Source organism: Phnomibacter sp. (genome assembly GCF_036803085.1).
Lineage (GTDB): Bacteria > Bacteroidota > Bacteroidia > Chitinophagales > Chitinophagaceae > Phnomibacter.
Map to the genome: position 1 here is coordinate 230,617 of NZ_DAIRUZ010000002.1, position 22,699 is coordinate 253,315.

The window sequence follows — 22,699 nt, forward strand, 5'->3', positions numbered from 1 at the left end:
ATTTTCGCGGAGATACATTGGTTGCTCTTCGATTGTTGGACTGAAGAATCCCTTTCATAAATGTGATTACAGTGATTGTGAGATTACCTTTTACATTTACTATTAGAGTTGTACTTTGTATAAAATTCTATCCATGCTTTTACTCACCCTTTCTGTTTGGAACACTCTTGGCATTATCGCAGTTATTGCATTAGTTATTTCCTTCTTTAAAGCGAAAAATGCTGTTTGGGGAACAGCAACACTTGGCTTAGTTGTTGCACTTATTATTGGAATAATTGGCTGGCTCAAAAACTCCAAGTTCAACTGGGAAGGATTCAAGCAAGTGATGATTATTGCAATACTAGTTGGTGTAATTTTTGAACTGTTGAGTATGGTTTCAAAACGAAAAAAAAGTATTGATTAATGGTCAGAAGGACAGCCGCTTTCGAGAATGTGAATTCAGATTGAGAAGAATTAATGAATCCAGTCTGTATATGAAATTTTGAGTTTAGAAAATGAACAGCAATTAACCAATGAATTATTCACTTTCATATTTTGGCAAGTCCATTGACGAAGTTTCTGTTGAGGATATAATAAGCTTCTTTAATGAGCCGAGAGAAGAATCGACTAAAATTGAGTTTAAATCTTTTTCCAATACTTATGGCAATTTCAATCAAAATCTAGACGGGATAATTAGAGGTATTTGTGCCATGCTAAACTCCGAAGGTGGCATCATAATTTGGGGCGCCCCAGAAGGACACATTGAGCCCAAACGAAAGGAGAAGGTATTTCAAGGAAAATTAGCTGCTGTAACTGAATACAAGTCGAAAGATTGGCTGATAAGTAAAATCTCGGATTCCATCACTCCTCTACCAACTGGAATAAAAGTTTCTATATTGAAACATGACAACTTGTTTGTTTATGTCTTCGAAATACAGCAGAGCACATATCCCCCTCATCAATTTAAGCATACCTATTTTGCAAGATTAGATGGCCAATCTAAGCCTGCTCCACATTACCTTATAAATGCTCTATTTAAAAAGGTAACATTCCCGCAAATTGAAGGGTATCTCAAAATAGATAATATTCAATATGATCATTCGATTTTCATTTTAGAGGTCGGTATTGTATTGTTTAACTTTACGCCTCTACAAAACGAAGAAACAGTTGTTTTCAAACTATTGTGTTCTCAAGGAGTATTCGAAGCATCTCAGGATTTAAATATTTTAAATAGATATACTGAAGATGGGCACCAATATGTATCTGATGATGACATAAAGATATTGCATTATGGAGAGCCTTATTATCATTCTGAAAGAATTATACTCAATAAAAAGGACTTGATTGAGAAATACAACAATGAGGTTGATTTACTTCTTTCTTTTGGAGGAAAGAATTCGCCGATAAAAACATCAGACTATACACTTGATTTCAATCGAATAAAAATTGGTCATCAAAATAACCCAAATGAAATAATTTCTCGTAAGGATGAAAATGTAATGCTTGTAGATAGGCAATTAGCATTAGGAACCACAAGAGAATCTGCTATAAAAGCTATACTAGGACGTTAGGACTATAACTCCGCTTTGGTTCGTCGCTCACGAACCATTGAAACAATCCTCCGCTCTTCGCCATTTGCAATGGCGAAACCGTACTCATCAAAAAAACACACGCTGCCCGGTAACCGCATTACCAAACAGCGTGTGTTGTAAAAGTGCATGTTGAGTAACTACAAAGTCGCCAACACTTCCAGGGCTTTCTTTCTGTAATCTTCTGTAGATGGATACGTACCGTTGGTCGTCTTATACGTCTTCAGGTAGTTGTTCATTTTAATGTAGAAGTTCTGATGCGTAAAGTAGAGCGGCATTTTGGTACCGCTTTCATTGATGAGTGACATCTGCTTCGATACGCCGTTTTCATACTCGTTGTTGTACAGCTGCATCATCTGGCCTATTTCATGTTGGTTTCCTTTTGGCACAATGCTGCATTCCATCTTCTTTTATGATTGAAAGCACAATACAGCCACGCAGCGGTTGGTAATTTTATCGTTGAAAAACACTCAATATGAAATCAACCACTGACAATACCGCTCAGCCATTTATAGCTGCTCAACACATTGACTATGCCAGCGGAGCTGTGGTAAGTAAAACGATACTGAAAAATGCAGCCGGCAACATTTCATTATTTGCCTTTGATGCCGGCGAAGGCCTGGCAGAACACAGCTCACCCCATGCCGCATTAGTGCAGCTACTGGATGGTGAAGCCGAAATTACCATCGGAACAACGGCATACACATTGCAAAGCGGCCAATGCCTGCTGATGCCCGCCAACATTCCACATTCGCTAAAAGCTACACAAGCTTTTAAAATGATGCTGACCATGATAAAAGGATGACATTGCTGTGACAATCTTTTTGTACCATTAAGGTTTGGCCGAAAAGTATGCTTCGCTTCGTCATGCTTTAGTCATTATTTGCTGCCACCTATTTATGGCAGCTATTGCTCCCATCCTTTAACAACACCTGCACTAAAGATATTACTATATTTGTCATCCATGAATTTGCGCCTCCGATATATCCTCGTCTTTCTCGTGTAATTACCTGCCGGCCAATCGTTGTCGAGCCGTTGGGTAAGGCGCTTCCTGCTACTATTTTTTTACAGACACATAAACCATTGCTATCATGAAAACTGATACAAATCCAGTTATTCTTTGCGAAGAAGATTACAACAAACTGTCGCACATCCTCAACCTGCAAACGGTAGCTGCAGATGAAATGACCCTTGCCTACGAAGTAAGCCGGGCCATTGTAGTAAAAAACAATGCATTTCCGAACAACACTATCCGTATTGGCTCACACATAACCGTATTGGATATGGACACCAGCAAGGAAAAAGACTTTCAGATTGTAATGCCTGGCGAAGCGGATGTGAAAGCACAAAAAATATCGGTATTGTCGCCCATGGCCGCAGCCATCATCGGGTTTAGAGCCGGTGAAGAGGTAACCTGGAAAATGCCATCCGGACTAAAAAAACTGAAGATAGTTGCTGTAGAAAACCACTGATACATGTTGAGCTACCGCTACCTGCATAGCCGTGATAACGCACTTGTTATCACGGCTATTTTTTTTCCACTTCTGCTACGCCAGCACATAGGGCAAATTGTTCCTTGTACAAATCTCGTGTATATTGTATTTTACTTGCAGCCCTCTGGTACAAGCCCACATTTCCCGTTGCTGCAAAAATAATTTCCAATTTCAACTATTCTCCTCACTCAAAACTCTTGCGTATGAAACTGCTTTTCACCAGCTCACTTCTTCTGTGTATCTACGCCGCATTGTCGCAAAATGTAGGTATAGGCACCAGCACCCCTACCCGTTTGTTATCTGTAAATGGCACCATTCTGGTAGATGCCGGCAATATGAATACCGGTGCCGGCGATAGTGCCAGCTTAAGGTTTGGCACCAATGGTATGGCAGCTATTTCCAGCAATAAAGGAGTAGCAGGTGTAAATACAAACGGCTTAGATTTTTGGACCAACAATAACCGAAGAATGATTATTAATACCAGCGGTTTTGTAGGTATCAACAACACAGCACCCAGCTACCGGCTCGATGTGGGCGGCGCCATTCATGCTACCAGTAGTATATATACAGATGCCAGTGCAATTATATCTGGCGGTGCGTCCATTGCAGGTATAACTACAATTGGGGGCAACACTTATTTGAACAGCTCTGCTTTTGTAGCCGACTACATGGGCATTGGCACCAACTTTAGCAGTACCTACAGATTGAATGTAAATGGCAATGCTCTCATAGGCACCAACCTTGGTGTAAACGGCAGCATACGGGTAGATGGTGCTGCCAACCTCAACAGTACACTTACGGTAGATGGCAAACTAACCAGTGAAGGAAGGGCCATTATGCTCAGCAACTCTGGCACCACATTGCGGTCAGGTTTTTCTAGTGGCGCATTTACCGTTTCACTAAATGCAGGCCAAGTTGCAGACGTTGCTTTTATTGTGCCCACTTTTGCAGGCAACAACAACAATGTGCGGATAATGGTAGCGCAACTGGTGCCCGGTACAGGTGCGAGTAATTGGGGAGCCGTAGTATTTACACCACACAGCATTGACCCTTCAGATGCTGGTTATAGCAATCAAAGCACTGTGAGAATACGCATGCAAAACGCTAGCAGCGCCTTAGCTAATCTTGGCACCAATGCGGTGCTGCATTTATTTACAGTTGTAACGCACTAATAAGTATAGCTGCGCTTCACTTTTTTCATCCAGGTTTCATACAAATTTTACCCCAACAAAAACCCATATTTCAAACAGCAGTAATCACCGTTCGTTATCTTAGACTCATTGGTTGAATAAATGAAAGCATCTATGAAAAAAGTTGACGCTTTACCCTTTTTTGCAGCTGCATTTGTAACCGTTGTTTTTGTACTTTTTGGCCACTGCCCGGCTACAGCACAAAGCAGCAAGCAACCTTCAACAGCAGTGATGAAAGATTTGGAATTTCAGATGGCACTCTCCATTCGGTATTGCCGCCCCGACGATTTGAAATCATTGGTTGAAGAAAAAAAGTATCCGGTCAACAGACGTTTCGAATCAGGATTTGCGCCTTTGCATGCACTCATCTGGAGCACAGCCAATGCCCCTAAAGAAGACTCTGCCAAACACCGGGAAATGATAGATTTTCTGATACAGAAAAAAGCGTCAGTAAGCATGAAAGTGCCACCATTTAAAGCGTGGACCAAACTGCTTGCCCCACACGACAATGATGGCATACGGGCTGCAACATAAGACAGCCTCAATTCTTTGCAACTGGCTATGCTCTGCGGTAATATTCAGGTAGTGAAAATTATGCTCCGGCACGACCCCAATATTTCTGTGACAGACAGCAAAGGCAACACCCTGTTACACCTGGCTGCCATGTACGACTACAATGCAACATTCGATGACACCTACGTATTAAAAGTTACAGACCTGCTCATGATGGATAGAAACATTTTGAACAAAGCGGGACAAAATCCACTGTTGTACTATGTAAGCAAACCACAATGGGTAACTACCGCCAAACTTGTAATTGATCACATGATAAAAGCAGGCGCCAACCCGGCACTAAAAGATGCATCAGGCAAAAACTTTTATGACTATGGTAAAACCGTAAACCCCTGGATAGATTCGTGGCTGCAACAAAAAGCAGAAGCCGCCAGAATCAACAAAATCATCGCTACGTTTTTGAATACTCCACCTATCGATTTTGAGAAACAAACAAGGGAAAACCTTGCCCGATATGAAGCATGGAAAAAAAGTGGAGGCGGGTGCGGCAACACAACGCTACAATTTTCCTACAGCCTTCGCTTCAACTACTTTTTATCAAGCCCGTACAGTCTGCCATCTAAAGGTCAGAAATGCAGTGCCAATGAAGAACCCATTGAAGTGGTAGTAACGCCTGAAAGGGTGAGCATCAGTACACTGACACCTTATTACGGATCATTCACCGTATGCGAAAGCGGCTACAGGATAGTAAATGGTGAAGAGTATGAATTTTATGGTTTTAAAACAGGCGCCAACAACAGTACCTACACAGGCTTTGGCCGAAAAAAAGGGAACACTGCAAATGCCATCATCTTTACGCAACAAGGCTCTATCATGCTTGGCACTTCGCCCTTTCAATACCAATAGACCGGCACAGATTTAGTCATCATTCGGGTATTCAGAAAAATGATCAAGGCTTGAATATACAGATTGGTAAACGCTGTCAAAAAACCAGTCGCTGTATCATACTTGATTTTTTCAGACAAAAAATTAACTGCCGTATCATTATTTCAATCAAACTATTTTTTTGCTGCTTTTGTTATAAATAAAATCAGTAAAATGAAGCCTCATCAATGGGCCATTCTTGTAGCCACACTCTATCTGATTGTGTATACAATTTTAGTTCAACAATCGGCGGACCTCTTGTTATTATCCGCTCTGTTTGCAGGATCTTCTATCATCATTATTTGGGTAGCGATAGCTACATTAAAAGCGCCTTACCACGGACCTGAATTAACACCCGATGAAGAGTACGGCTATGGCGACCGAAAGAAAGAAAACAGGAGATTGCTCTGGTAGCCAACCCTATGTAACCGGGTAACTTTTGTCACACCCTTCACTACCATGGAGCAGCAATTTTGTACTATGAAAAATCTGCTGCAACAACATTGGGAAACGGTGTACCAAACCAAAACGTCGCAACAAGTAAGTTGGACGGAAGAAGTACCGGCACAATCGCTGGCGCTGATTGCCGAACTGAACCTGCCGAAGGATGCTGCCATTGCCGACATTGGCGGCGGTGATAGCAAACTGGTAGACCATTTGCTGGCGCAGGGCTACACCAACATTACCGTGGTAGATATTGCTGCCGCAGCCCTTGAGAGGGCCAAAGTTCGGCTGGGCGACGCTGCCGCAACGGTGCAATGGGTGGTAAGTGATGTGCTGGCTTTTGAACCAACACAATCTTTCGCCCTCTGGCACGACCGGGCAGCTTTTCATTTTCTCACCAACCCGGCCGATGTACAACGCTACTTGCAACTATTGGAAAAAAATGTAGCAGGCAATGTGATTATTGCAGCATTCAGCACCGAAGGCCCCAGCAAATGCAGCGGCCTGCCTGTACAGCAATACAGCGAAGGCAGCATGTGCTCACTGATGGAAGGACGGTTTCATAAATTGAAATGCGATACGGTGACACACATTACACCAGCTGCAGCAAGGCAGGAGTTTGTGTACTGTGGGTTCAGTAAAAATCAAGCATAACATTTTGATGTAACGATCAACAAAAGCGGGCCCGGCACTACCGGACCCGCTTCTTATTTTCAGTCGACATTTTTTAATTGATGGCTTTGATACACAGCAAAGGAATATGGGTATGAAAAGCCAGCCTTGTAGTGTGGCTGCGGCGGAAAATGGATTCGAGCCAGCCATGTTTTTTCGGAATCATCAGCATCATATCAATGTTGTGCTCCGCAATAAAGGCATCCATGGCATTGGTAAAATCTTCGCCTTCCACCAATACAAATTCAGGTTGTATTTTTTCAAATAGTTCGCCTACAATTACATTGTTGTGGTACAGATCGGGGTCAAACGCCTGTGGATTAGGATCATTGTGTACCACCACCAATTTGGCTTTTAAAACAGCCAGAATTTTCTTGATAGCTTCGGCTGGTGTGGTTTTCATTACGTCTTTGTAATCGCAGGCCCAGCCAATTTTTTCAATGGGTTTATAGCTGGCATCTGGCGGTACTATCAGCACCGGCACAGCCACATGATGAATAATGTGGGTGGTATTGCTACCAATAAGCACCTGCTCCAGTTTGCCGCCACCGGTAATGCCCATCACAATCAAATCGGCCACTACTTCTTCGGCCACTTCACTGATGCGTTCCTGCAAAAAACCAAAATCAGAAATGGTTTCAATGGCTACTTCATTGCCACTGGCCTTGAGCAAGGTAGCTTTCAGTTGTTGCAAATTTTCTTCACTGGCTTTTTGCAACTCTTCGGTTTGCAAAATGGCCCAGCTCATTTCTGTAGCCAATGGCATGCTGTACGCATTGTACAACACCAACTTGTTGGCACCCAGTTCTTTGGCCAAGCCAAGGGCATACAGGGCGCTGTTTTGTGCGGTGGCAGAAAAATCGGTGGGAACTAAAATGGTACGCATACAATCGTGTTTAATGTGGGTAATCGTTATGGCTGTCAATCCTTTATCCGGCATGAAAATACTTCATTCTGCCCAGCCTGTGCATGATACAAGTCAAGTCATACGTTAATTCTACAGGCAGCTTTGCACGGCATGGCATTTGCATAGTTGCAGCACGTATTTTCACCGCCTCAATTTTTTTCTACCATCATGCGTACCGCCGAAGATATTCGCCAGCTACAGGAAGCAATTGCCCAGCATCACCCCGTTACCGAAAACATTCGTCAGCAGCTGCACCGCATCATTGTGGGACAACCCGCTATGATTGACCGGCTGCTGATTGGTTTGTATTGCAATGGCCACGTGCTGCTTGAAGGTGTGCCCGGCCTGGCCAAAACACTTACCATTAAAAGCCTGGCCAAAACGCTGAACATGGCTTTCAGCCGCATACAGTTTACCCCCGACCTGCTACCCGCCGACGTAGTGGGCACCATGATTTACAACCAGCAAAAAGGTGAATTTGTCGTTCGCAAAGGGCCCATTTTTGCCAACTTTATTTTGGCCGATGAAATCAACCGTGCTCCGGCCAAAGTGCAAAGTGCCCTGCTGGAAGCCATGCAGGAAAAACAGGTGACCATTGGCGATACAACATACCAGCTACCTCAGCCTTTTTTGGTGTTGGCTACGCAAAACCCCTTGGAGCAGGAAGGAACTTATCCGCTGCCCGAAGCACAGCAAGACCGCTTCATGCTGAAGGTAAAAGTGGACTACCCCACCCGGGAAGAAGAGCTGCAAATAGTGCGGGAAAACATTGCCGGTATCGACAACATAACCCTGCAGCCCGTAGCCAGTGCACAAGATATTCTTCGTGCCAGAGAGCTCTGCCGCCAGGTGTATATGGATGAAAAAATTGAACACTACCTGCTGGACTTAGTGATGGCCACCCGCTACCCTGCCGATGCCGATTTGCCCGAGTTGAAACCACTGCTCAGCTATGGTGCCTCACCCCGTGCCAGCATTAGTATGGCGCAGGCCAGCCGTGCTGTAGCTATGCTCAGCAAGCGGGCATACGTTATCCCCGATGATATAAAACAAATTGCCGTGGATGTGCTTCGCCACCGCATTGGCCTCACCTACGAAGCTGCGGCCGAAGAAGTAACTGCTGATGATATCATCGGTAAAATTTTGGGCAAGGTGAAAGCGCCGTAACATCTGAGCAAGATTGAATACTTACATGTATTTATGAAAGTATAGATTATAAAAAAGGTTCTCGCTACAACATTCATTTCTCTTGTCCGATTTAAAAGCCATACTCAAACAAATACAGCGGCTGGAGATTCGCTCCAGGCGCTTGTCGAACCATGTGTTTGCGGGTGAATACCACTCCGCCTTCAAAGGGCGTGGCATGACGTTTAAAGAAGTGCGGGAATATTTTCCCGGCGATGACATCCGCTTCATCGACTGGAATGTGAGTGCCCGTTTCGGCCATCCGTTTAGCAAGTTGTTCGAAGAAGAACGTTCGCTGACACTGATGCTGCTGCTCGACATGAGTGCCAGCACCAGCACTGGCACCCGCCAAAAAACCAAACGCACCCTCATGACGGAAATGGCGGCTGCACTGGCTTTTGCCGCTTTGGGCAACAACGATAAAGTGGGTGCCATCTTATTTACCAACGAAGTAGAACTGCTCATTCCGCCGGGCAAAGGCAAGGGGCATGTGCTGTACATGCTGCGCAAAATATTAGCCCATGAACCCAAGGGCAACAGCACCAATATAGAACCAGCACTCAAACTGCTGCAGCAAACCATGAAGCAAACGACCATCAGCTTTGTGCTGAGTGATTTTGCAGCGCCCAATTGCAGCAAAGCCATGAAAGCAACCGCAGTACGGCACGATTGCATCGCCATCCATTTGTTTGACCAGCTCGATTTTCAACTACCCGCCAATACGTTACTTCCTTTAATAGATCCGGAAACGCAGCAAGTGAGCTGGGTAGATACCCACGACACAAAAGCATTGGCACAATGGCAGCAGCAATTTGTGGGCTATACGCAACGGTTAAAAGATGCCATTACCGCTGCCGGCTGGGATTATCTCCGTTTTCGCACCGACCATGATTTTGTACCTACCCTGCAGCAGTTTTTTCTCAACCGCATCAAACGAGTAAATCATTGATATGTACAAAACGCTACTCGTCTGCTTTGCTTTGCTCACTGGCACTATTTCGTTCGCACAAATACACATGCGTTCCCCACAGGCAATGGCCTATACCGGTCAGCCGGTACCGTTGCGCATCAGCCAAAAAGGTACACTGGCCGATAGCCTGCCCGTGCCCGATAGCATTGGCCGCCTGGAAGTATTACGTTTTGAAAAAGCCGTCCAACAAGGCGATTCAGTAATACAAGATGTATTGCTCATTGGCTATGATAGCGGCAGCTATGCATTGCCCCAAATAGCTGGCAAAATTGAATCGTTGCCCGACAGCATTTTGCTATTGCCGATGCCGCAAGATTCGCTGGCAAAATATGGCGATGTAAAAACCTATTTTGCCGGAAAAGCCAGCACCAATTATTGGCCCTACTTGTGGGCAGCATTGGGTGCTTTAGCCAGTATCGCATTGCTGTGGTGGCTGCTACGCCGCAAACGCAACAAAGCATTGCAAATAGACAATCCTATCACGGGGCCCAAACACTGGCAGGAACAAATGCAAAAGCTGCAACAAAACTGGCAAGCCGGAAAACTATCCGCTCCCGTGGCGGCTACACAATGCATGCAATTGGTGCGGGCCATGTTGCAGCTCAAAGGCATTCCAACAGCAGCACTTACGGGTGAAGAATTGTTGCCGCTGGCCAAATCTATTTTGCCTGCACAACAGCAAACAGCGTTACAAGAAGCGGTGGGTGTTTGCTACGGTATGCAGTTTGCCCGCATGCATCCGGCACAAGAAATATTTAGCCAACAACTGCAACAGGTAGCAGCTGTAGCGGCGCATACTTTTCAATCTACCCATCCTGAAGCGAAGTCATGATAAGAGACTATCTCAACGATATTGTATTTGACTGGCCTTTGTTGCTGGCACTGCTGATATTGGTGCCTGTATGGGTGTGGTGGAGTATTCGCCAACGCAAAAAAAACACAGCCGGTATTGCAGCCACCACTGGCAACCGTGGTTGGATGCAGCAAAGCTGGCGGTTGCGCCTCATGCATTTTCCCATGTGGTTGCGTGGCATAGCAGTTGCTTGTTTGATTGTAGCATTGGCCAAACCTGCGCATTACCAAACCATTGAAATGAACAATGGCGAAGGCATCGACATCATGCTCTGTATGGATGTGAGTGGTAGTATGCTGGCCCGTGATTTTACGCCAGACCGGCTGCGGGCTTCTATGGAAGTGGCCCGCAACTTTGTGCAGGGCCGCAAAGGCGACCGCATTGGGCTGGTTATTTTTTCGGGCCAAAGCCTGGCACTGTGCCCACTCACCAGCGACCTGCAAGCAGTGTTGCACCAGATTAACGCTATTGAATACGGGCAACTGGCAGACGGCACTTCTATCGGCACCGGATTGGCCAGCAGTGTAGACCGCTTGCGCCAAAGTAAATCGCCGGGCAAAGTGGTGATACTGCTGACTGATGGCGAAGACACCGGTGGTTTTTTTGACCCCGCAACCGCCAAGCAACTCGCCATGACCTATGGCATAAAAGTGTACACCATTGGTGTGGGCAGCAAGGGCCTGGCCCCCATGCCCTACCAAACACCTACAGGCACTCAAGTGCGGGAAGAAAAAGTAAACATTGATGAAGCCTTGCTCACAGACATTGCGCAATCCACAGGTGGGCAATATTTCAGGGCTACCAATACCAAAAGACTCGACAGCATTTATGCCTCCATCAATCAACTGGAAAAAAACCGGGTGGAATCAACCATTTTTACCAAGCGAACCGAACGGTTTTTACCCTGGCTGGCTGCTGCCATTGCATTACTGATATTGGAAATGTTGCTCACAGTGGCATTCTTTAAAAAATTACCTTAGGATTTTATTGACCCTCCGTTTTACCGGGTAACTAAGGCAGCCAAAACACTTACAGCATGCGCTATTTTCAATGGAATGAATTCCCCGTTATACAACTAGAACAAGCTACACTGCGAGGTATGCTGCCAACAGATGCCGAGGCGTTGTTTGTATTGCGCAGCAATCCGCACATCATGCACTATGTGCCGCGGCCATTGGCTACCCATGTAGATGAAGCCACACAATTGATAGCCGCCATACAACAAGGCTTTCACGAAGGCAATAGTTTGACCTGGGGCATTGCCGAGCATACGAGCAACCGCATCATTGGCACGCTGGGCTTTTGGCGCATTGAGCCAGAAAATCACCGGGCAGAAATTGGCTATCTCTTACATACCGGTTATCACGGTAAAGGATTGATGAAAGCGGCGATAAAAGCAACTTGCGAGTTTGTGTTTGATGCATTGCCACTGCATTCCATAGAAGCCAAAATAGACAGCGCCAACATTGCTTCATGGAAAACCATAGAGCAGTGCGGCTTTCGGCGGGAAGCACATTTCAGAGAAAACTTTTTCCATAAAGGACAGTTTGTAGATACGTATGTGTACGGGCTGTTACGGAGTGATGTGTAAGCACTCACTTTTGATTTTTTTCTTGACGCCAAAACCACTTTCGCTACCTCGTTTCATGTGATACAAAACAAGACGGTGAAAAGGTGAAAAAACCACCTATTGTACCCTCACTTCACCACCTGTCTGCACCTCAATCTTATTGAAAGCACCGTTGAATTGAATTTGTTTACCGCTGCCAGTGCTACAGCCCAGCGTAAGGCGGCCACCACTTTTTACCTCAATAATACTGCTGTTGTTCAACTGCAAATTTCCGCATACACTAATGCCCGTTATAAAAATGGGGCTGAAGGGCTTGCTAATACTCACATCGCTATTGCAGGAGGGCAGGGTACCACCCGACCAGTTAGCAGCGTCACTCCAATTGTTGGTACCGGCATTTCCCGTCCATGTTTTTAGAAAATTGCCGGCAGTAAGTGCTGGCGCAAAATAGCCGAGTGTGTTGTAGTTGCCAGCTGTGGTTCTTACAATTTCGCCAATAGCACCCAACGGGCTTACAAAGCTGCCCAGCGTGTTGCCAACATTGTTATATGTACCAGCCAAAGTAGCCGACCTGCTGATACGTCGCTGTGCTTCTGAGCCAGCTGCAAATCCTTCTGCAGTGGAGGCCTGCACATCAACCGAATCTACACTGGTGAGGGTACCACTAACCAGCCGGGCATACCAGCGGTGTGTTTCGCCCAGGGCAGTGAGGCCAGCACCCAATGTACCTCCTGCGGCAGGCACACACTCTACTGCCACCCGTGCATTGATAGCCGTAATGCCCCGTAGGGAGAAGATGCGCCTGCTGCCGCCACTACCCACGGGAAACATCCTTTCGGCAATACTGGTGCCATTGATGGTAAATACCACGGCACCCTGTATATGGCCCTGATTGGCAATTGAGCTGCCTGTTGCACCACCATAAGTATTATTGGTACAAACAATGGCCTTCCCCGGAGCCACTTTTACAATACCAAATAAAAAAAGTGTATTGGCGTTGTTATCAGTTACAAACAATGAATCATTTACTTCTACTACCGAACGGGCAGAGCCTACCGTAAGTCGACTGATAGTTCGATTGGCAGGTAACTCATTGGCGGCACCCATTACATAGGTGGTATCATAACCGGCACCAGCTATTTGTACATAACGCAATTCCAAATTGTTATTTGGGTCGGCCGGAGGAAAAGCACTCAGGCGACCTGTTTGTATGCTGAAAATAATGGGTGGTGCCGAAGACGATGCAGCAGCATGATTGAGCATGATATTGTTGTTATGGGTAAAAGTGCCCCGCACCAAATTGATACGGCTGTACACGGAAATAGTCCCGGGTGAACCAGGAATGCTTACCCCCTGTGGATTATTGACCTCGATAGCAGCCAGTCTGCCATTGGTAAACTGACTGGGGCTGACGAAATTGAACGTTTGCGCAGCGGTACCAGCTGCATTGGCAAAATTGAGCGTAGCTGCCTGCAGATTGGCACTGGCGCCAGATTGTAGCGTAAAATTACCCTGTAGCACAATATTGGAGTTGGGTGCCGATAATGTAGCTCCGTTATTTACCAGCAAAGAACCACTCAATTCAATACCGGTTGAAGCGTTGAGGGTAGCATTTTGCGCCAATGTGAGCTGGCCGGCAAGTGCACCAGACCCCGATAAGGTAACAGTTGTACCCTGTGCAATCGTCACTTGGTCAGCCGGGCCAGGTATGTAGCCGCCGCTCCAGTTGGCCGGATCGGCCCACTTCCCAGTAGAATTTACATTGGTTACGCTGGCACCACCAGCTCGGGCCGTTAAAGCCACGCTGTCTATTTGCATACCAAACGGATTGGATGTAGCCACACTGGCGGGTATGGAACTGGTAAACGCCAGGCGAATGGTTTGTCCGGCCAACGATGGGCTCAGTTGCACCACCACCCGCTGCCAATTTTGCATGACGCTGGAAATGGCGACGGCAGCAGTAGTAACACCAGAGGGCAAGGCACCGGCAGTAAATGTGCCGGCGGTAAAGCTACTGGCCAGATAAACCCGCAGCGGCGGGTTAGCCGATGGATTGGCCACAGCGTAGTTACTGCGGTACTTAAAAGCCAACACGATATTACCCGCATTTACGGGCAGCGTTACATCTCGGAAAAAATGGCTGATACTGGCTGTGCCGGCAGCCACGTTTAACGCCACTGCGGGGTTTGCATTTTGATAATTACTGGTCATGAAAGCAGCACGGGTACCGGTAGCATCGGCTACTCCTGTATGGGCAGCCCAGCCATGCACCTGGCCTGAATTGATAGCCGTCCAACCATTGGCAGCCAGGCCCCCAGGTGCTTCAAAGCCTCCTTCGGCCAAAGGGTTGATAAGTGTTGTTAGCTGCCCATGTGCGGCCGTGTGGCCAGCCAGCAACCAACCTATGCAAAGAGTAGTGACAAGTAAACGCATTTGAGTCTGTGTTTTACATTGGAGCAATTTAGCCTTCAAACTGCGAAGGCATTATGCCCAATTTACCAATAAGGCCAATGACTGTACCAACTGCGTACCGGGCTTCAAGAAACCCGGAACTCAAAGCCTTGGTTGGTTATTTCTCCCGTACTTTGCCCGTGCACATGAAAGCCACCGTATACCGCAGTACCGGCAGCTGGTACGATGTAAAAGATGAAGCAGGCCAGCTTTGGAAGGCCCGCATCAAAGGCGTGTTTAAAATAGAAGGGCTGAGCAGCACCAACCCTATTGCGGTGGGCGATGTGGTAAGCATGGAAATAGAAAATGAAGACAACCATATTGCTACCATTGCTGGCATTCACGACCGGCACAATTACATCAGCCGACAAAGCCCCAGCCACCGCCGCCAGCACCATATAGTAGCCAGCAATCTCGATCAGGTATTGCTGGTAGCCACCATTAAAGACCCACGTACGTCCAATGGTTTTATGGACCGTTTTTTGGTGGCCGCCGAAGCCTATCATGTACCAGCCATTTTGCTCATCAACAAGCAAGATGCCTGGAAGGAAAAAGACAAAGCGAAGTTTGAAGAATGGGAAGATATCTATAGCCAGATTGGCTACCAGATAATGGCCGTGAGTGTGCAGCAAGGTACGGGCATGGATGGGCTGCATGCACTCTTAAAAAATAAAACTACGCTGGTGAGTGGCCACAGTGGTGTGGGCAAAAGCAGCTTGCTCAATGCCCTCATTCCCGGCTTTACCCTGCGCACCAAAGAAGTGAGTGGCTGGAGCGGCAAGGGCATGCACACCACTACGTTTGCCGAAATGTTTGACCTGCCCGATGGCGGCCGTATTATTGATACGCCTGGCATTCGGGAGTTTGGTATTGTAGACATTGAGCGGGAAGAACTGAGTCATTATTTTCCGGAAATGCGGGCCGTGTTGCAGGAGTGTCAGTTTAATAATTGCCTGCATGTAAATGAGCCTGGCTGTGCGGTAAAACAAGCCGTGAGTGATGGCAGTATTTCGCCCGACAGGTTTGCTTCTTACCTGAGCATATTCGATACCATTAAAGAAAATGAATGGGAGTAAGCATGCTCCAACAATCATCAATCTTCCGGTTCTTCGGGGCCGTGTTGATATTCCAAAATGTCGCCGGGCTGGCAGTGGAGCACCCGGCAAATGGCCGCCAACGTTGAAAACCGAATGGCTTTGGCTTTGCCGGTTTTTAAAATGGATAGGTTCGACAGTGTAAGGTCTACTTTTTCAGACAGCTCATTCAACGACATTTTTCGCTTGGCCATCATCACATCTAAGTTTACTATTATGGGCATGGCTTATACGGTTAAGTCGTTTTCAAGTTGCATGTCAATTCCTTTTTTCATAATGCGGGCCACTACAAGCAGAATAACCCCCATAAACAACCACACATCGGCACCGGCTATGTGCAGCTGCTGCAAGCTCAGCACCGGCACACCCTGGCTTTCGATATTGGCCTGCACTTTGCTGCCCCATGAGCAAAAGAACCCAATGCCCAATGCGAGGTAAGCAATTAACGCAATGGAACGGCCAGCATGCGCCTGAAATGGTCTGTCGAGGTTCCAGTTTTTATTGTGCAAAATGGTGAGTATGATGTAAAACATGATGGCCTTAAGCACCGATGCAATAGCGATGGTGGCCGTAAGTGTAACATACATTCCCTGATGATGGCGGTACACGGCTGATAAATCGAGCCCCGACCAATAGGTATAACCCAGCGGTGGTTCGTAAAAAATGGTAATAATGGTGTTGACAATGAAGCCGGCGGCTTCAATACTTACGCCCACAAATATGAGCCACGAAATGGCCAACAGGACCATCTTCACATAATCGGTTTGTTTTTTCATGCGTTTCATTTTTATGCTGACGCAAAACTATAAATATTTATTGAATAACAATAAATATTTTCCTTTTACTGAAAAAATACTGCAAACCATGCACTAAGCTTGCCAGGTAACAAATTGGTTGGAACCAATGGCTGAAAAATTGGCGCTGCTGTAATTGAGTGTTGGGTTGCAGCAAACAGAAACAGGTTTGCCTGCCCGGTGCCAATTGCCCCATGTGGCAAACAGCCTTATCTTTCGGCACGAAACATTCATTTTTTCTTATGGCATTGCTCGAATGGCAAACAGGCGTCATCACCCGCATTATTGATGAAACCCACAATACGAAACGCTATTTTTTTGAATTGCCGGAGCAAACAGACTTTGTGTTTGAACCGGGGCAGTTTGTAACCCTCGATTTGCCCATACACGAACAAAAAAACAAACGGTGGCGCAGCTACAGCATTGCCTCGGCACCCAATGGCAGCAATACGTTTGAGCTCATCATTGTGCTGAACCATGCCGGCGCTGGCACTACCTGGTTGTGGCAACATGCAGAAGTGGGCACCAGCCTGCCACTGCGTGGGCCGCAGGGTAAGTTTACCATGCCTGCCGACCTTTCCGAAGATTTGTACCTGATATGCACCGGCACAGGCATTGCTCCTTTTAGAAGCATGGTGCAATACATACATCAGCACCAAAAAGCCCATCAAAATATTTACCTGTTGTTCGGCTGCCGCAAGTTCAACGATACACTGTATGGTACCGAGCTGCGCCAATTGCAGGATGACATGCCCGGCTTTACATTTATACCTACCTACAGCCGCGAACTGCCCGACAATGCTTTGCTGCAACGTACCGGCTATGTGCACCAGGTGTATGAAGAGCTGATAAAACAACGCACCATATTACACCAGCAAAATGGCGGCACAGGACTTAGCCCGGCCAAGTTTATGCTGTGCGGTTGGAAGAGTATGATAGATGAAGCCCGCCAACGGTTGGCGGCCATTGGCTACGATAAAAAAGACATTCATTTTGAACTGTACGGATAAGCAACCATGAACGCCAACCAGCTGATAAAGTCTCTGCTATATGGCTTTGCGGCCCTGCTTACACTGGGCTTTGCATTGGTTTTGTTTGATGAGCACCTGCCCATGGCTACTGTGTTTTGCGTATTGGCTGTGTGCATGATGTTTGCAGCATGGCGACATCCGTTTTTTTGGAGGCATTTGCCATTGCGCACCAGTGTATTGCTGCTACTACATGCAGCTGTGCTGGCAGCAATAGCCTGGCAGTTGTACAAGCAAGGCTACCACAAAGCCACATTTGTGTACGAAGGCATCAGCATTTTTTATTTCAGCCTGGCAGCATTTATTTTTTTGCTGCGCAAAAAACGAACGGTCTTTTTTGCAGAAGAAGACAACTGATACCAACCGCCCATGTGGCGGTTTTTTTATGCGAATACTGAAGCAGGTAGTGCATTCGAAAAAAACATTTGGCTATCCCCCGTTCCTGATATAAATTTTCAGTGCAACTGATATTCGTCAGTATACTGCCGATTGCTACACAATTACATTCGCTAAAATCAATTTCCATGGGTGCCGGATCGTTAATTGCCCTTGCCATTGCTGCCATTGCCTTTGCATCCATTGCTCTAATGGTAGCCAAACTGGTAACAAAAGCCACCAAAAACAAACAGAAGGGCGAAGCCTACGAATGTGGTATCCCCAGCCAGGGGCCCAACCTGATTCAATTCAATGTAGGCTACTATTTGTTTGCGTTGGTCTTCCTCATTTTTGATGTAGAGTTGGTGTTTTTATACCCTTGGGCAGTAGTGGTAAAAAGTGTAGGATGGATAGCCCTTGTGGAAATCGTCGTTTTCTTTTTCATCTTGTTTTTAGGATTGCTGTACGCCCACAAAAAAGGTGCCTTGCAGTGGAAATAACGATGCGCCCAAAGATGTTGATGGCAACCCTTGCTACTACATCATCATTTGTAAAAAAGGAACTATGAGTGAAGTGCCCAACAACGAAAACATTGCTGCCAACGCCGACACCGGCGCCCAGCCTGAGGCCCGCAAAAGCATTGCCGAACTGGCGGGCCCCATTCCTTTTCCTGGTACGGTACACGAAACACCCGGTGGCGGCATTTTGGTAAGTGCCATGGACGATGTCATCAACTGGGCACGTAGCAACAGTTTGTGGCCACTCACATTTGGCACCAGCTGCTGCGCTATTGAAATGATGAGTGCTTACAGCGCCAAATACGACTGGAGCAGGTTTGGCTTCGAAGTAGCCCGTGCCTCTCCACGCCAAGCCGATGTAATTATCATTGCAGGAACAATCGTAAACAAAATGGCGCCTGTACTCAAACGCCTCTACGACCAAATGGCCGACCCTAAATATGTGGTGGCTATGGGCGCCTGCGCCACCAGCGGCGGTCCGTTTTTTTACAATACCTATAGTGTAGTAAAAGGTGCAGATCATGTCATTCCCGTAGACGTGTACGTAGCAGGCTGCCCGCCACGCCCCGAAGCACTCATTCATGCCCTCATGACCTTGCAGGTGAAGATTAAAGCCGGCATGACCAGAGAACAAATTCGGGATGAAATGAAAACGACGTGACGGGAATGATGAATTAGGAATGATGAATTAAGAGTAGCAGCTCTCGAAAATCAAACATCAGATATCAGCGATCAAAATATACCAACGCATGACACGTGAAGATTTGCAACAAGAGTTAACCGGTCGCTTCCCCGACTTTACGTTTGAAGAAGGCGGCCAGTTTTTAACCATGCATGTGCCCGCTGCACAGTGGAGCAACATTGCCTACTTTTTGCGGGATGCACCGGAAATGCAATTCGATTTTTTGTTTTGCCTCACTTGCGTTGATTGGCTCAAGCACCTCACCATGGTGTATCACCTGCGCAGCTACACGCACAAGCATGAGCTGGTGGTAAAGTGCCAACTCGACCGCGAACAACCGGAAATTGCCTCTGCGGCCTACATCTGGCGTACCGCAGAATTTCACGAAAGAGAAGTGTTTGAATTGTTTGGCGTCAACTTTTTGCAACACCCCGATTTGCGCAAACTCATTTTGCCCGACGATTGGGTGGGCTACCCGCTACGCAAAGACTACGACGACCCCATAAACATGATTAAACTGTAAGCCACGCATTATGTACAGAGAAACGGATATCATACAAACGATTCCCGGCACCGATGAAATGGTGATTAATGTGGGGCCACAGCACCCCAGCACTCACGGGGTATTGCACCTGGTGCTTACCATCAATGGTGAAATTGTAAAGAAAGTAGAACCTCATATTGGCTACATCCACCGCAGCATCGAAAAGATGTGTGAAAGCCTTACCTATCGGCAGTTTATTTACAGCACCAGCCGCATGGATTACCTGGCGGCACATACTAATAATCATGCTTGTGCCATGTGTGTAGAGCAAGGCATGGGCATAGAAGTACCCCTGCGGGCACAATACATACGGGTGCTCATGGATGAACTCACCCGCATTGCATCGCACTGCCTGTGGTGGGGCAGCATTGCCATGGACTGCGGCGCTGTTACGCCATTTTTTCTCGCCTTCCGCGAAAGAGAAATGATTAACAGCATTATGGAAGAAACCTGTGGTGCCCGCCTTACCATGAACTACAATGTGCCCGGTGGCGTGATGGCAGATATCCATCCTACATTTCAGCAAAGTGTGAAAGATTTTGTGCGGCACTTCCGCAGCAAGATTGATGAATATGATGAATTGGTAACCGGCAATATCATTTTCCAAAGCCGGCTGAAAGGTGTGGGCAAACTGAGTAAAGAAGATGCCATTTCCTACGGTTGTACCGGCCCTACTGCCCGTGCCAGCGGCGTAAGTTGCGATGTAAGAAAACATTTCCCTTACGAAATCTACAACCAAATAGATTTTACAGAAATAACGCATACTGCTGGCGATAGTTATGCCCGCTATCTGATGCGACTGGCAGAAATGCGGGAGTCGATGAGCATTATTGAACAACTGATTGACAATATTCCGGAAGGGGACTATCTGGCAAAAACAAAAGCGGTGCTGAAACTGCCTAAAGGCGAATTCTACAGCCGTGTAGAAACGCCCCGCGGAGAACTTGGCGTATACATTGTGAGTGAAGGTGGCACCACACCTTACCGCATCAAGTTCCGTTCGCCGGGCTTCAGCAATCTGAGTGCGTTAGACCACATGACCCGTGGCCACAAAATAGGCGACCTCGTAGCCATTATGGGTACGCTTGATTTGGTGATACCGGATATAGACAGATGATAGTTGTTGGATGTTGGATGTCTGATGTACGATGTACGATGTCTGATATTGAATGAGAGGCGATAGATAAATGATATTGGAGTGTAGCAAATAATTCGAATATCCTTTTTCCCCCATCGGGGGTTAGGGGGCCAATAAAACTGACTCATGTTTAGTTTAGAAAACATAACACAAATAGTACACACCTGGCTGTACGAAAACATGCACCCCACTCTGGCATTGATGGTGGAGTTTGCCTTTATTGGTGTACTGGTGATTGCGCTGTTTGCCTTTTTGGGGCTGGTGCTTGTAATGATGGAACGCAAAGTAAGTTCCTGGATGCAGCTGCGCCTTGGGCCCAATCGAATTGGTCCTTGGGGTTGGTTTCAAACCGTGGCCGATACCGTAAAGCTGATTGTAAAAGAAGGTATGACGCCGAATAACGTGGACAAATTGCTGTTCAATATGGCGCCCATTCTTGTCATCATTGTATCGATGGTAATAATGGCTCCCATCATGTTTGCCAAAGGCTTTCAAATTTGGGACATAAACATTGGTGTGTTGTTTGTGTCTGCTGTTTCATCGTTATCCATCATTGGTATTTTAATGGCCGGCTGGGCCAGCAACAACAAATACTCTTTGCTGGGAGCCATGCGTAGCGGGGCTCAAATTGTGAGCTACGAATTATCGGCAGGCTTATCTATGCTCACCATTGTAGTACTTACCGGCAGTTTAAAAATGTCGGATATTATTCAGGCACAAGAAACAGGCTGGTGGTTATTTAAAGGCCATATTCCCGCCATCATTGCTTTCGTCATTTTCATTATTGCTGCTACTGCCGAAACCAACCGTGCTCCATTCGATTTGGCCGAAGCAGAAAGCGAACTCACCGCAGGTTTTCATACAGAATACTCCGGCATGAAGTTCGCCTTGTTTTTTCTGGCCGAATACGTGAACATATTTGTGGTGTGTGCCATTGGTGCCACGCTTTTTCTGGGCGGATGGATGCCATTTCATGTAGGCAACTGGGAACAGTTTAACAATATCATGGATTACATCCCCACTCCCATCTGGTTTTTTGGCAAAACCTTCTTCCTCATTTTCGTCATCATGTGGTTCCGGTGGACCTTCCCCCGTTTGCGCATTGATCAGTTGTTGAACCTCGAATGGAAATACCTGCTGCCCATCAGCATCTTCAATATTTTATTGGTAACGGTGATTGCATTGGCAGGATGGCATTTTTAGAATAGATGATAGTTGGTAGATGTTGGATGATAGTAATGGCAATCAAAGTAATTAGTAAACTGTAAGTCGATTGCTCAAAACCGAAAACGACAAACAAGCATTATGAACCTCAAACAATACTTCGCGGATATTTTCAACGGTGTGAAGTCGCTGGCTACGGGCATGAAAGTGACCGGTGGTTATTTTCTGCGGCACCACAAAGAAAAAATCACTGAGCAATACCCCGACAACAGAGATACGCTTGTACTGGCCGAACGTTTTCGCGGTGAAGTGGTGATGCTGCACGACGAGAACAACGAGCATGCCTGCACCGGTTGTACTGCCTGCGAGTTGGCCTGCCCCAATGGAACCATCAAAGTCATCACCAAGTTTGACATGACACCCGAAGGCAAAAAGAAAAAAGCGGTAGACACTTTCATCTATCACCTGGAGCTCTGCACCATGTGCAACCTCTGTGTAGAAGCTTGCCCCACAGGTGCCATTAGCATGGCCAACACATTTGAGCATAGTGTATTCGACAGAAGTACACTCACGAAACAATTGAACAAACCCGGCTCCAAAATCAGGGCAGGTGTAGAATAAT

General features: G+C 46.6%; 28 protein-coding genes. 23 read left to right on the forward strand and 5 right to left on the reverse strand.

Annotated elements, in window-relative coordinates; translation table 11 throughout:
• The first annotated feature begins 133 nt into the window (after window positions 1-133).
• The gene (locus V7Q13_RS04865; RefSeq protein ID WP_333799555.1) at window positions 134-403 is read left to right on the forward strand and encodes a hypothetical protein; all 270 of its coding nucleotides are present in this window, start codon (window positions 134-136) and stop codon (window positions 401-403) included.
• Window positions 404-512: 109 nt separating this feature from the next.
• Window positions 513-1,550 carry an AlbA family DNA-binding domain-containing protein gene (locus V7Q13_RS04870; protein ID WP_333799556.1) on the forward strand — a complete coding sequence of 346 codons (1,038 nt, stop codon included), beginning with the start codon at window positions 513-515 and terminating at the stop codon, window positions 1,548-1,550.
• Window positions 1,551-1,708: 158 nt separating this feature from the next.
• Here the strand turns inward: V7Q13_RS04870 and V7Q13_RS04875 are convergent, their stop codons facing one another.
• Entirely contained in the window at window positions 1,709-1,924 is a 216-nt protein-coding gene (locus V7Q13_RS04875; RefSeq protein ID WP_333799557.1) for a hypothetical protein, read from the reverse strand.
• 119 nt (window positions 1,925-2,043) lie between these two features.
• On the opposite strand from V7Q13_RS04875, the gene V7Q13_RS04880 reads away from it, so the two are divergent.
• The 7 genes from V7Q13_RS04880 to V7Q13_RS04910 all read left to right on the forward strand — a co-directional run bounded on the left by V7Q13_RS04880 (window position 2,044) and on the right by V7Q13_RS04910 (window position 6,786).
• Window positions 2,044-2,373 carry a cupin domain-containing protein gene (locus tag V7Q13_RS04880; RefSeq protein ID WP_333799558.1) on the forward strand — a complete coding sequence of 110 codons (330 nt, stop codon included), beginning with the start codon at window positions 2,044-2,046 and terminating at the stop codon, window positions 2,371-2,373.
• A 286-nt stretch (window positions 2,374-2,659) separates the two neighbouring features.
• Window positions 2,660-3,040: a GreA/GreB family elongation factor gene (locus tag V7Q13_RS04885; RefSeq protein WP_333799559.1), complete on the forward strand. Its 381-nt coding sequence runs from the start codon at window positions 2,660-2,662 to the stop codon at window positions 3,038-3,040.
• Window positions 3,041-3,264: 224 nt separating this feature from the next.
• Entirely contained in the window at window positions 3,265-4,233 is a 969-nt protein-coding gene (locus tag V7Q13_RS04890) for a hypothetical protein (protein WP_333799560.1), read from the forward strand.
• A gap of 132 nt (window positions 4,234-4,365) precedes the next feature.
• A complete protein-coding gene (locus tag V7Q13_RS04895) occupies window positions 4,366-4,785 on the forward strand; it encodes a hypothetical protein (protein ID WP_333799561.1) in 420 nt (139 codons plus the stop codon).
• Between the two features lie 51 nt (window positions 4,786-4,836).
• The gene (locus V7Q13_RS04900; RefSeq protein ID WP_333799562.1) at window positions 4,837-5,670 is read left to right on the forward strand and encodes a hypothetical protein; all 834 of its coding nucleotides are present in this window, start codon (window positions 4,837-4,839) and stop codon (window positions 5,668-5,670) included.
• A gap of 276 nt (window positions 5,671-5,946) precedes the next feature.
• On the forward strand, window positions 5,947-6,102 hold the full coding sequence (locus V7Q13_RS04905; protein WP_333799563.1) for a hypothetical protein: 156 nt from the start codon (window positions 5,947-5,949) through the stop codon (window positions 6,100-6,102).
• Between the two features lie 66 nt (window positions 6,103-6,168).
• Window positions 6,169-6,786 (forward strand): class I SAM-dependent methyltransferase, encoded by a 618-nt coding sequence (locus V7Q13_RS04910; RefSeq protein WP_333799564.1) that lies wholly within the window; start codon window positions 6,169-6,171, stop codon window positions 6,784-6,786.
• Window positions 6,787-6,859: 73 nt separating this feature from the next.
• Here the strand turns inward: V7Q13_RS04910 and V7Q13_RS04915 are convergent, their stop codons facing one another.
• Entirely contained in the window at window positions 6,860-7,690 is an 831-nt protein-coding gene (locus tag V7Q13_RS04915) for a universal stress protein (RefSeq protein WP_333799565.1), read from the reverse strand.
• Window positions 7,691-7,879: 189 nt separating this feature from the next.
• Between V7Q13_RS04915 and V7Q13_RS04920 the strand changes: the two genes are divergently transcribed.
• From V7Q13_RS04920 to V7Q13_RS04940, 5 genes are all read left to right on the forward strand, one after another.
• Window positions 7,880-8,878: an AAA family ATPase gene (locus V7Q13_RS04920; RefSeq protein ID WP_333799566.1), complete on the forward strand. Its 999-nt coding sequence runs from the start codon at window positions 7,880-7,882 to the stop codon at window positions 8,876-8,878.
• A gap of 82 nt (window positions 8,879-8,960) precedes the next feature.
• A complete protein-coding gene (locus tag V7Q13_RS04925) occupies window positions 8,961-9,845 on the forward strand; it encodes a DUF58 domain-containing protein (RefSeq protein ID WP_333799567.1) in 885 nt (294 codons plus the stop codon).
• A gap of 67 nt (window positions 9,846-9,912) precedes the next feature.
• Window positions 9,913-10,698, forward strand: a complete 786-nt coding sequence (locus tag V7Q13_RS04930) for a hypothetical protein (protein ID WP_333799568.1) — start codon at window positions 9,913-9,915, stop codon at window positions 10,696-10,698.
• The gene (locus V7Q13_RS04935) at window positions 10,695-11,699 is read left to right on the forward strand and encodes a vWA domain-containing protein (protein WP_333799569.1); all 1,005 of its coding nucleotides are present in this window, start codon (window positions 10,695-10,697) and stop codon (window positions 11,697-11,699) included. Before V7Q13_RS04930 ends, V7Q13_RS04935 begins: the two co-directional genes overlap by 4 nt.
• A 56-nt stretch (window positions 11,700-11,755) precedes the next feature.
• Window positions 11,756-12,310: a GNAT family N-acetyltransferase gene (locus V7Q13_RS04940; protein ID WP_333799570.1), complete on the forward strand. Its 555-nt coding sequence runs from the start codon at window positions 11,756-11,758 to the stop codon at window positions 12,308-12,310.
• Between the two features lie 96 nt (window positions 12,311-12,406).
• Here the strand turns inward: V7Q13_RS04940 and V7Q13_RS04945 are convergent, their stop codons facing one another.
• Window positions 12,407-14,722, reverse strand: a complete 2,316-nt coding sequence (locus V7Q13_RS04945; protein ID WP_333799571.1) for a hypothetical protein — start codon at window positions 14,720-14,722, stop codon at window positions 12,407-12,409.
• 77 nt (window positions 14,723-14,799) lie between these two features.
• On the opposite strand from V7Q13_RS04945, the gene rsgA reads away from it, so the two are divergent.
• A complete protein-coding gene (gene rsgA / locus V7Q13_RS04950; RefSeq protein WP_333799572.1) occupies window positions 14,800-15,816 on the forward strand; it encodes a ribosome small subunit-dependent GTPase A in 1,017 nt (338 codons plus the stop codon).
• 17 nt (window positions 15,817-15,833) lie between these two features.
• Here rsgA and V7Q13_RS04955 read toward each other — a convergent pair whose 3' ends face one another.
• Window positions 15,834-16,058 carry a helix-turn-helix domain-containing protein gene (locus tag V7Q13_RS04955; RefSeq protein ID WP_333799573.1) on the reverse strand — a complete coding sequence of 75 codons (225 nt, stop codon included), beginning with the start codon at window positions 16,056-16,058 and terminating at the stop codon, window positions 15,834-15,836.
• Window positions 16,059-16,061: 3 nt separating this feature from the next.
• Window positions 16,062-16,610, reverse strand: coding sequence for a DUF2975 domain-containing protein (locus V7Q13_RS04960; protein WP_333799574.1), 549 nt, complete (start codon window positions 16,608-16,610; stop codon window positions 16,062-16,064).
• Between the two features lie 260 nt (window positions 16,611-16,870).
• On the opposite strand from V7Q13_RS04960, the gene V7Q13_RS04965 reads away from it, so the two are divergent.
• The 8 genes from V7Q13_RS04965 (at window position 16,871) to V7Q13_RS05000 (ending at window position 22,698) form a co-directional block, all read left to right on the forward strand.
• Entirely contained in the window at window positions 16,871-17,638 is a 768-nt protein-coding gene (locus V7Q13_RS04965) for a ferredoxin--NADP reductase (RefSeq protein ID WP_333799575.1), read from the forward strand.
• A 6-nt stretch (window positions 17,639-17,644) separates the two neighbouring features.
• On the forward strand, window positions 17,645-18,013 hold the full coding sequence (locus V7Q13_RS04970) for a hypothetical protein (protein ID WP_333799576.1): 369 nt from the start codon (window positions 17,645-17,647) through the stop codon (window positions 18,011-18,013).
• 167 nt (window positions 18,014-18,180) lie between these two features.
• Window positions 18,181-18,531 carry an NADH-quinone oxidoreductase subunit A gene (locus V7Q13_RS04975; protein WP_333799577.1) on the forward strand — a complete coding sequence of 117 codons (351 nt, stop codon included), beginning with the start codon at window positions 18,181-18,183 and terminating at the stop codon, window positions 18,529-18,531.
• Window positions 18,512-19,210, forward strand: coding sequence for an NADH-quinone oxidoreductase subunit B (locus V7Q13_RS04980; protein ID WP_333799578.1), 699 nt, complete (start codon window positions 18,512-18,514; stop codon window positions 19,208-19,210). Before V7Q13_RS04975 ends, V7Q13_RS04980 begins: the two co-directional genes overlap by 20 nt.
• A gap of 88 nt (window positions 19,211-19,298) precedes the next feature.
• On the forward strand, window positions 19,299-19,754 hold the full coding sequence (locus V7Q13_RS04985) for an NADH-quinone oxidoreductase subunit C (protein ID WP_333799579.1): 456 nt from the start codon (window positions 19,299-19,301) through the stop codon (window positions 19,752-19,754).
• A gap of 10 nt (window positions 19,755-19,764) precedes the next feature.
• The gene (locus tag V7Q13_RS04990) at window positions 19,765-20,892 is read left to right on the forward strand and encodes an NADH-quinone oxidoreductase subunit D (RefSeq protein ID WP_333799580.1); all 1,128 of its coding nucleotides are present in this window, start codon (window positions 19,765-19,767) and stop codon (window positions 20,890-20,892) included.
• A 147-nt stretch (window positions 20,893-21,039) separates the two neighbouring features.
• The gene (gene nuoH / locus V7Q13_RS04995) at window positions 21,040-22,116 is read left to right on the forward strand and encodes an NADH-quinone oxidoreductase subunit NuoH (protein ID WP_333799581.1); all 1,077 of its coding nucleotides are present in this window, start codon (window positions 21,040-21,042) and stop codon (window positions 22,114-22,116) included.
• Between the two features lie 102 nt (window positions 22,117-22,218).
• Window positions 22,219-22,698 carry a 4Fe-4S binding protein gene (locus tag V7Q13_RS05000; protein WP_157479669.1) on the forward strand — a complete coding sequence of 160 codons (480 nt, stop codon included), beginning with the start codon at window positions 22,219-22,221 and terminating at the stop codon, window positions 22,696-22,698.
• Window position 22,699: the final 1 nt, after the last annotated feature.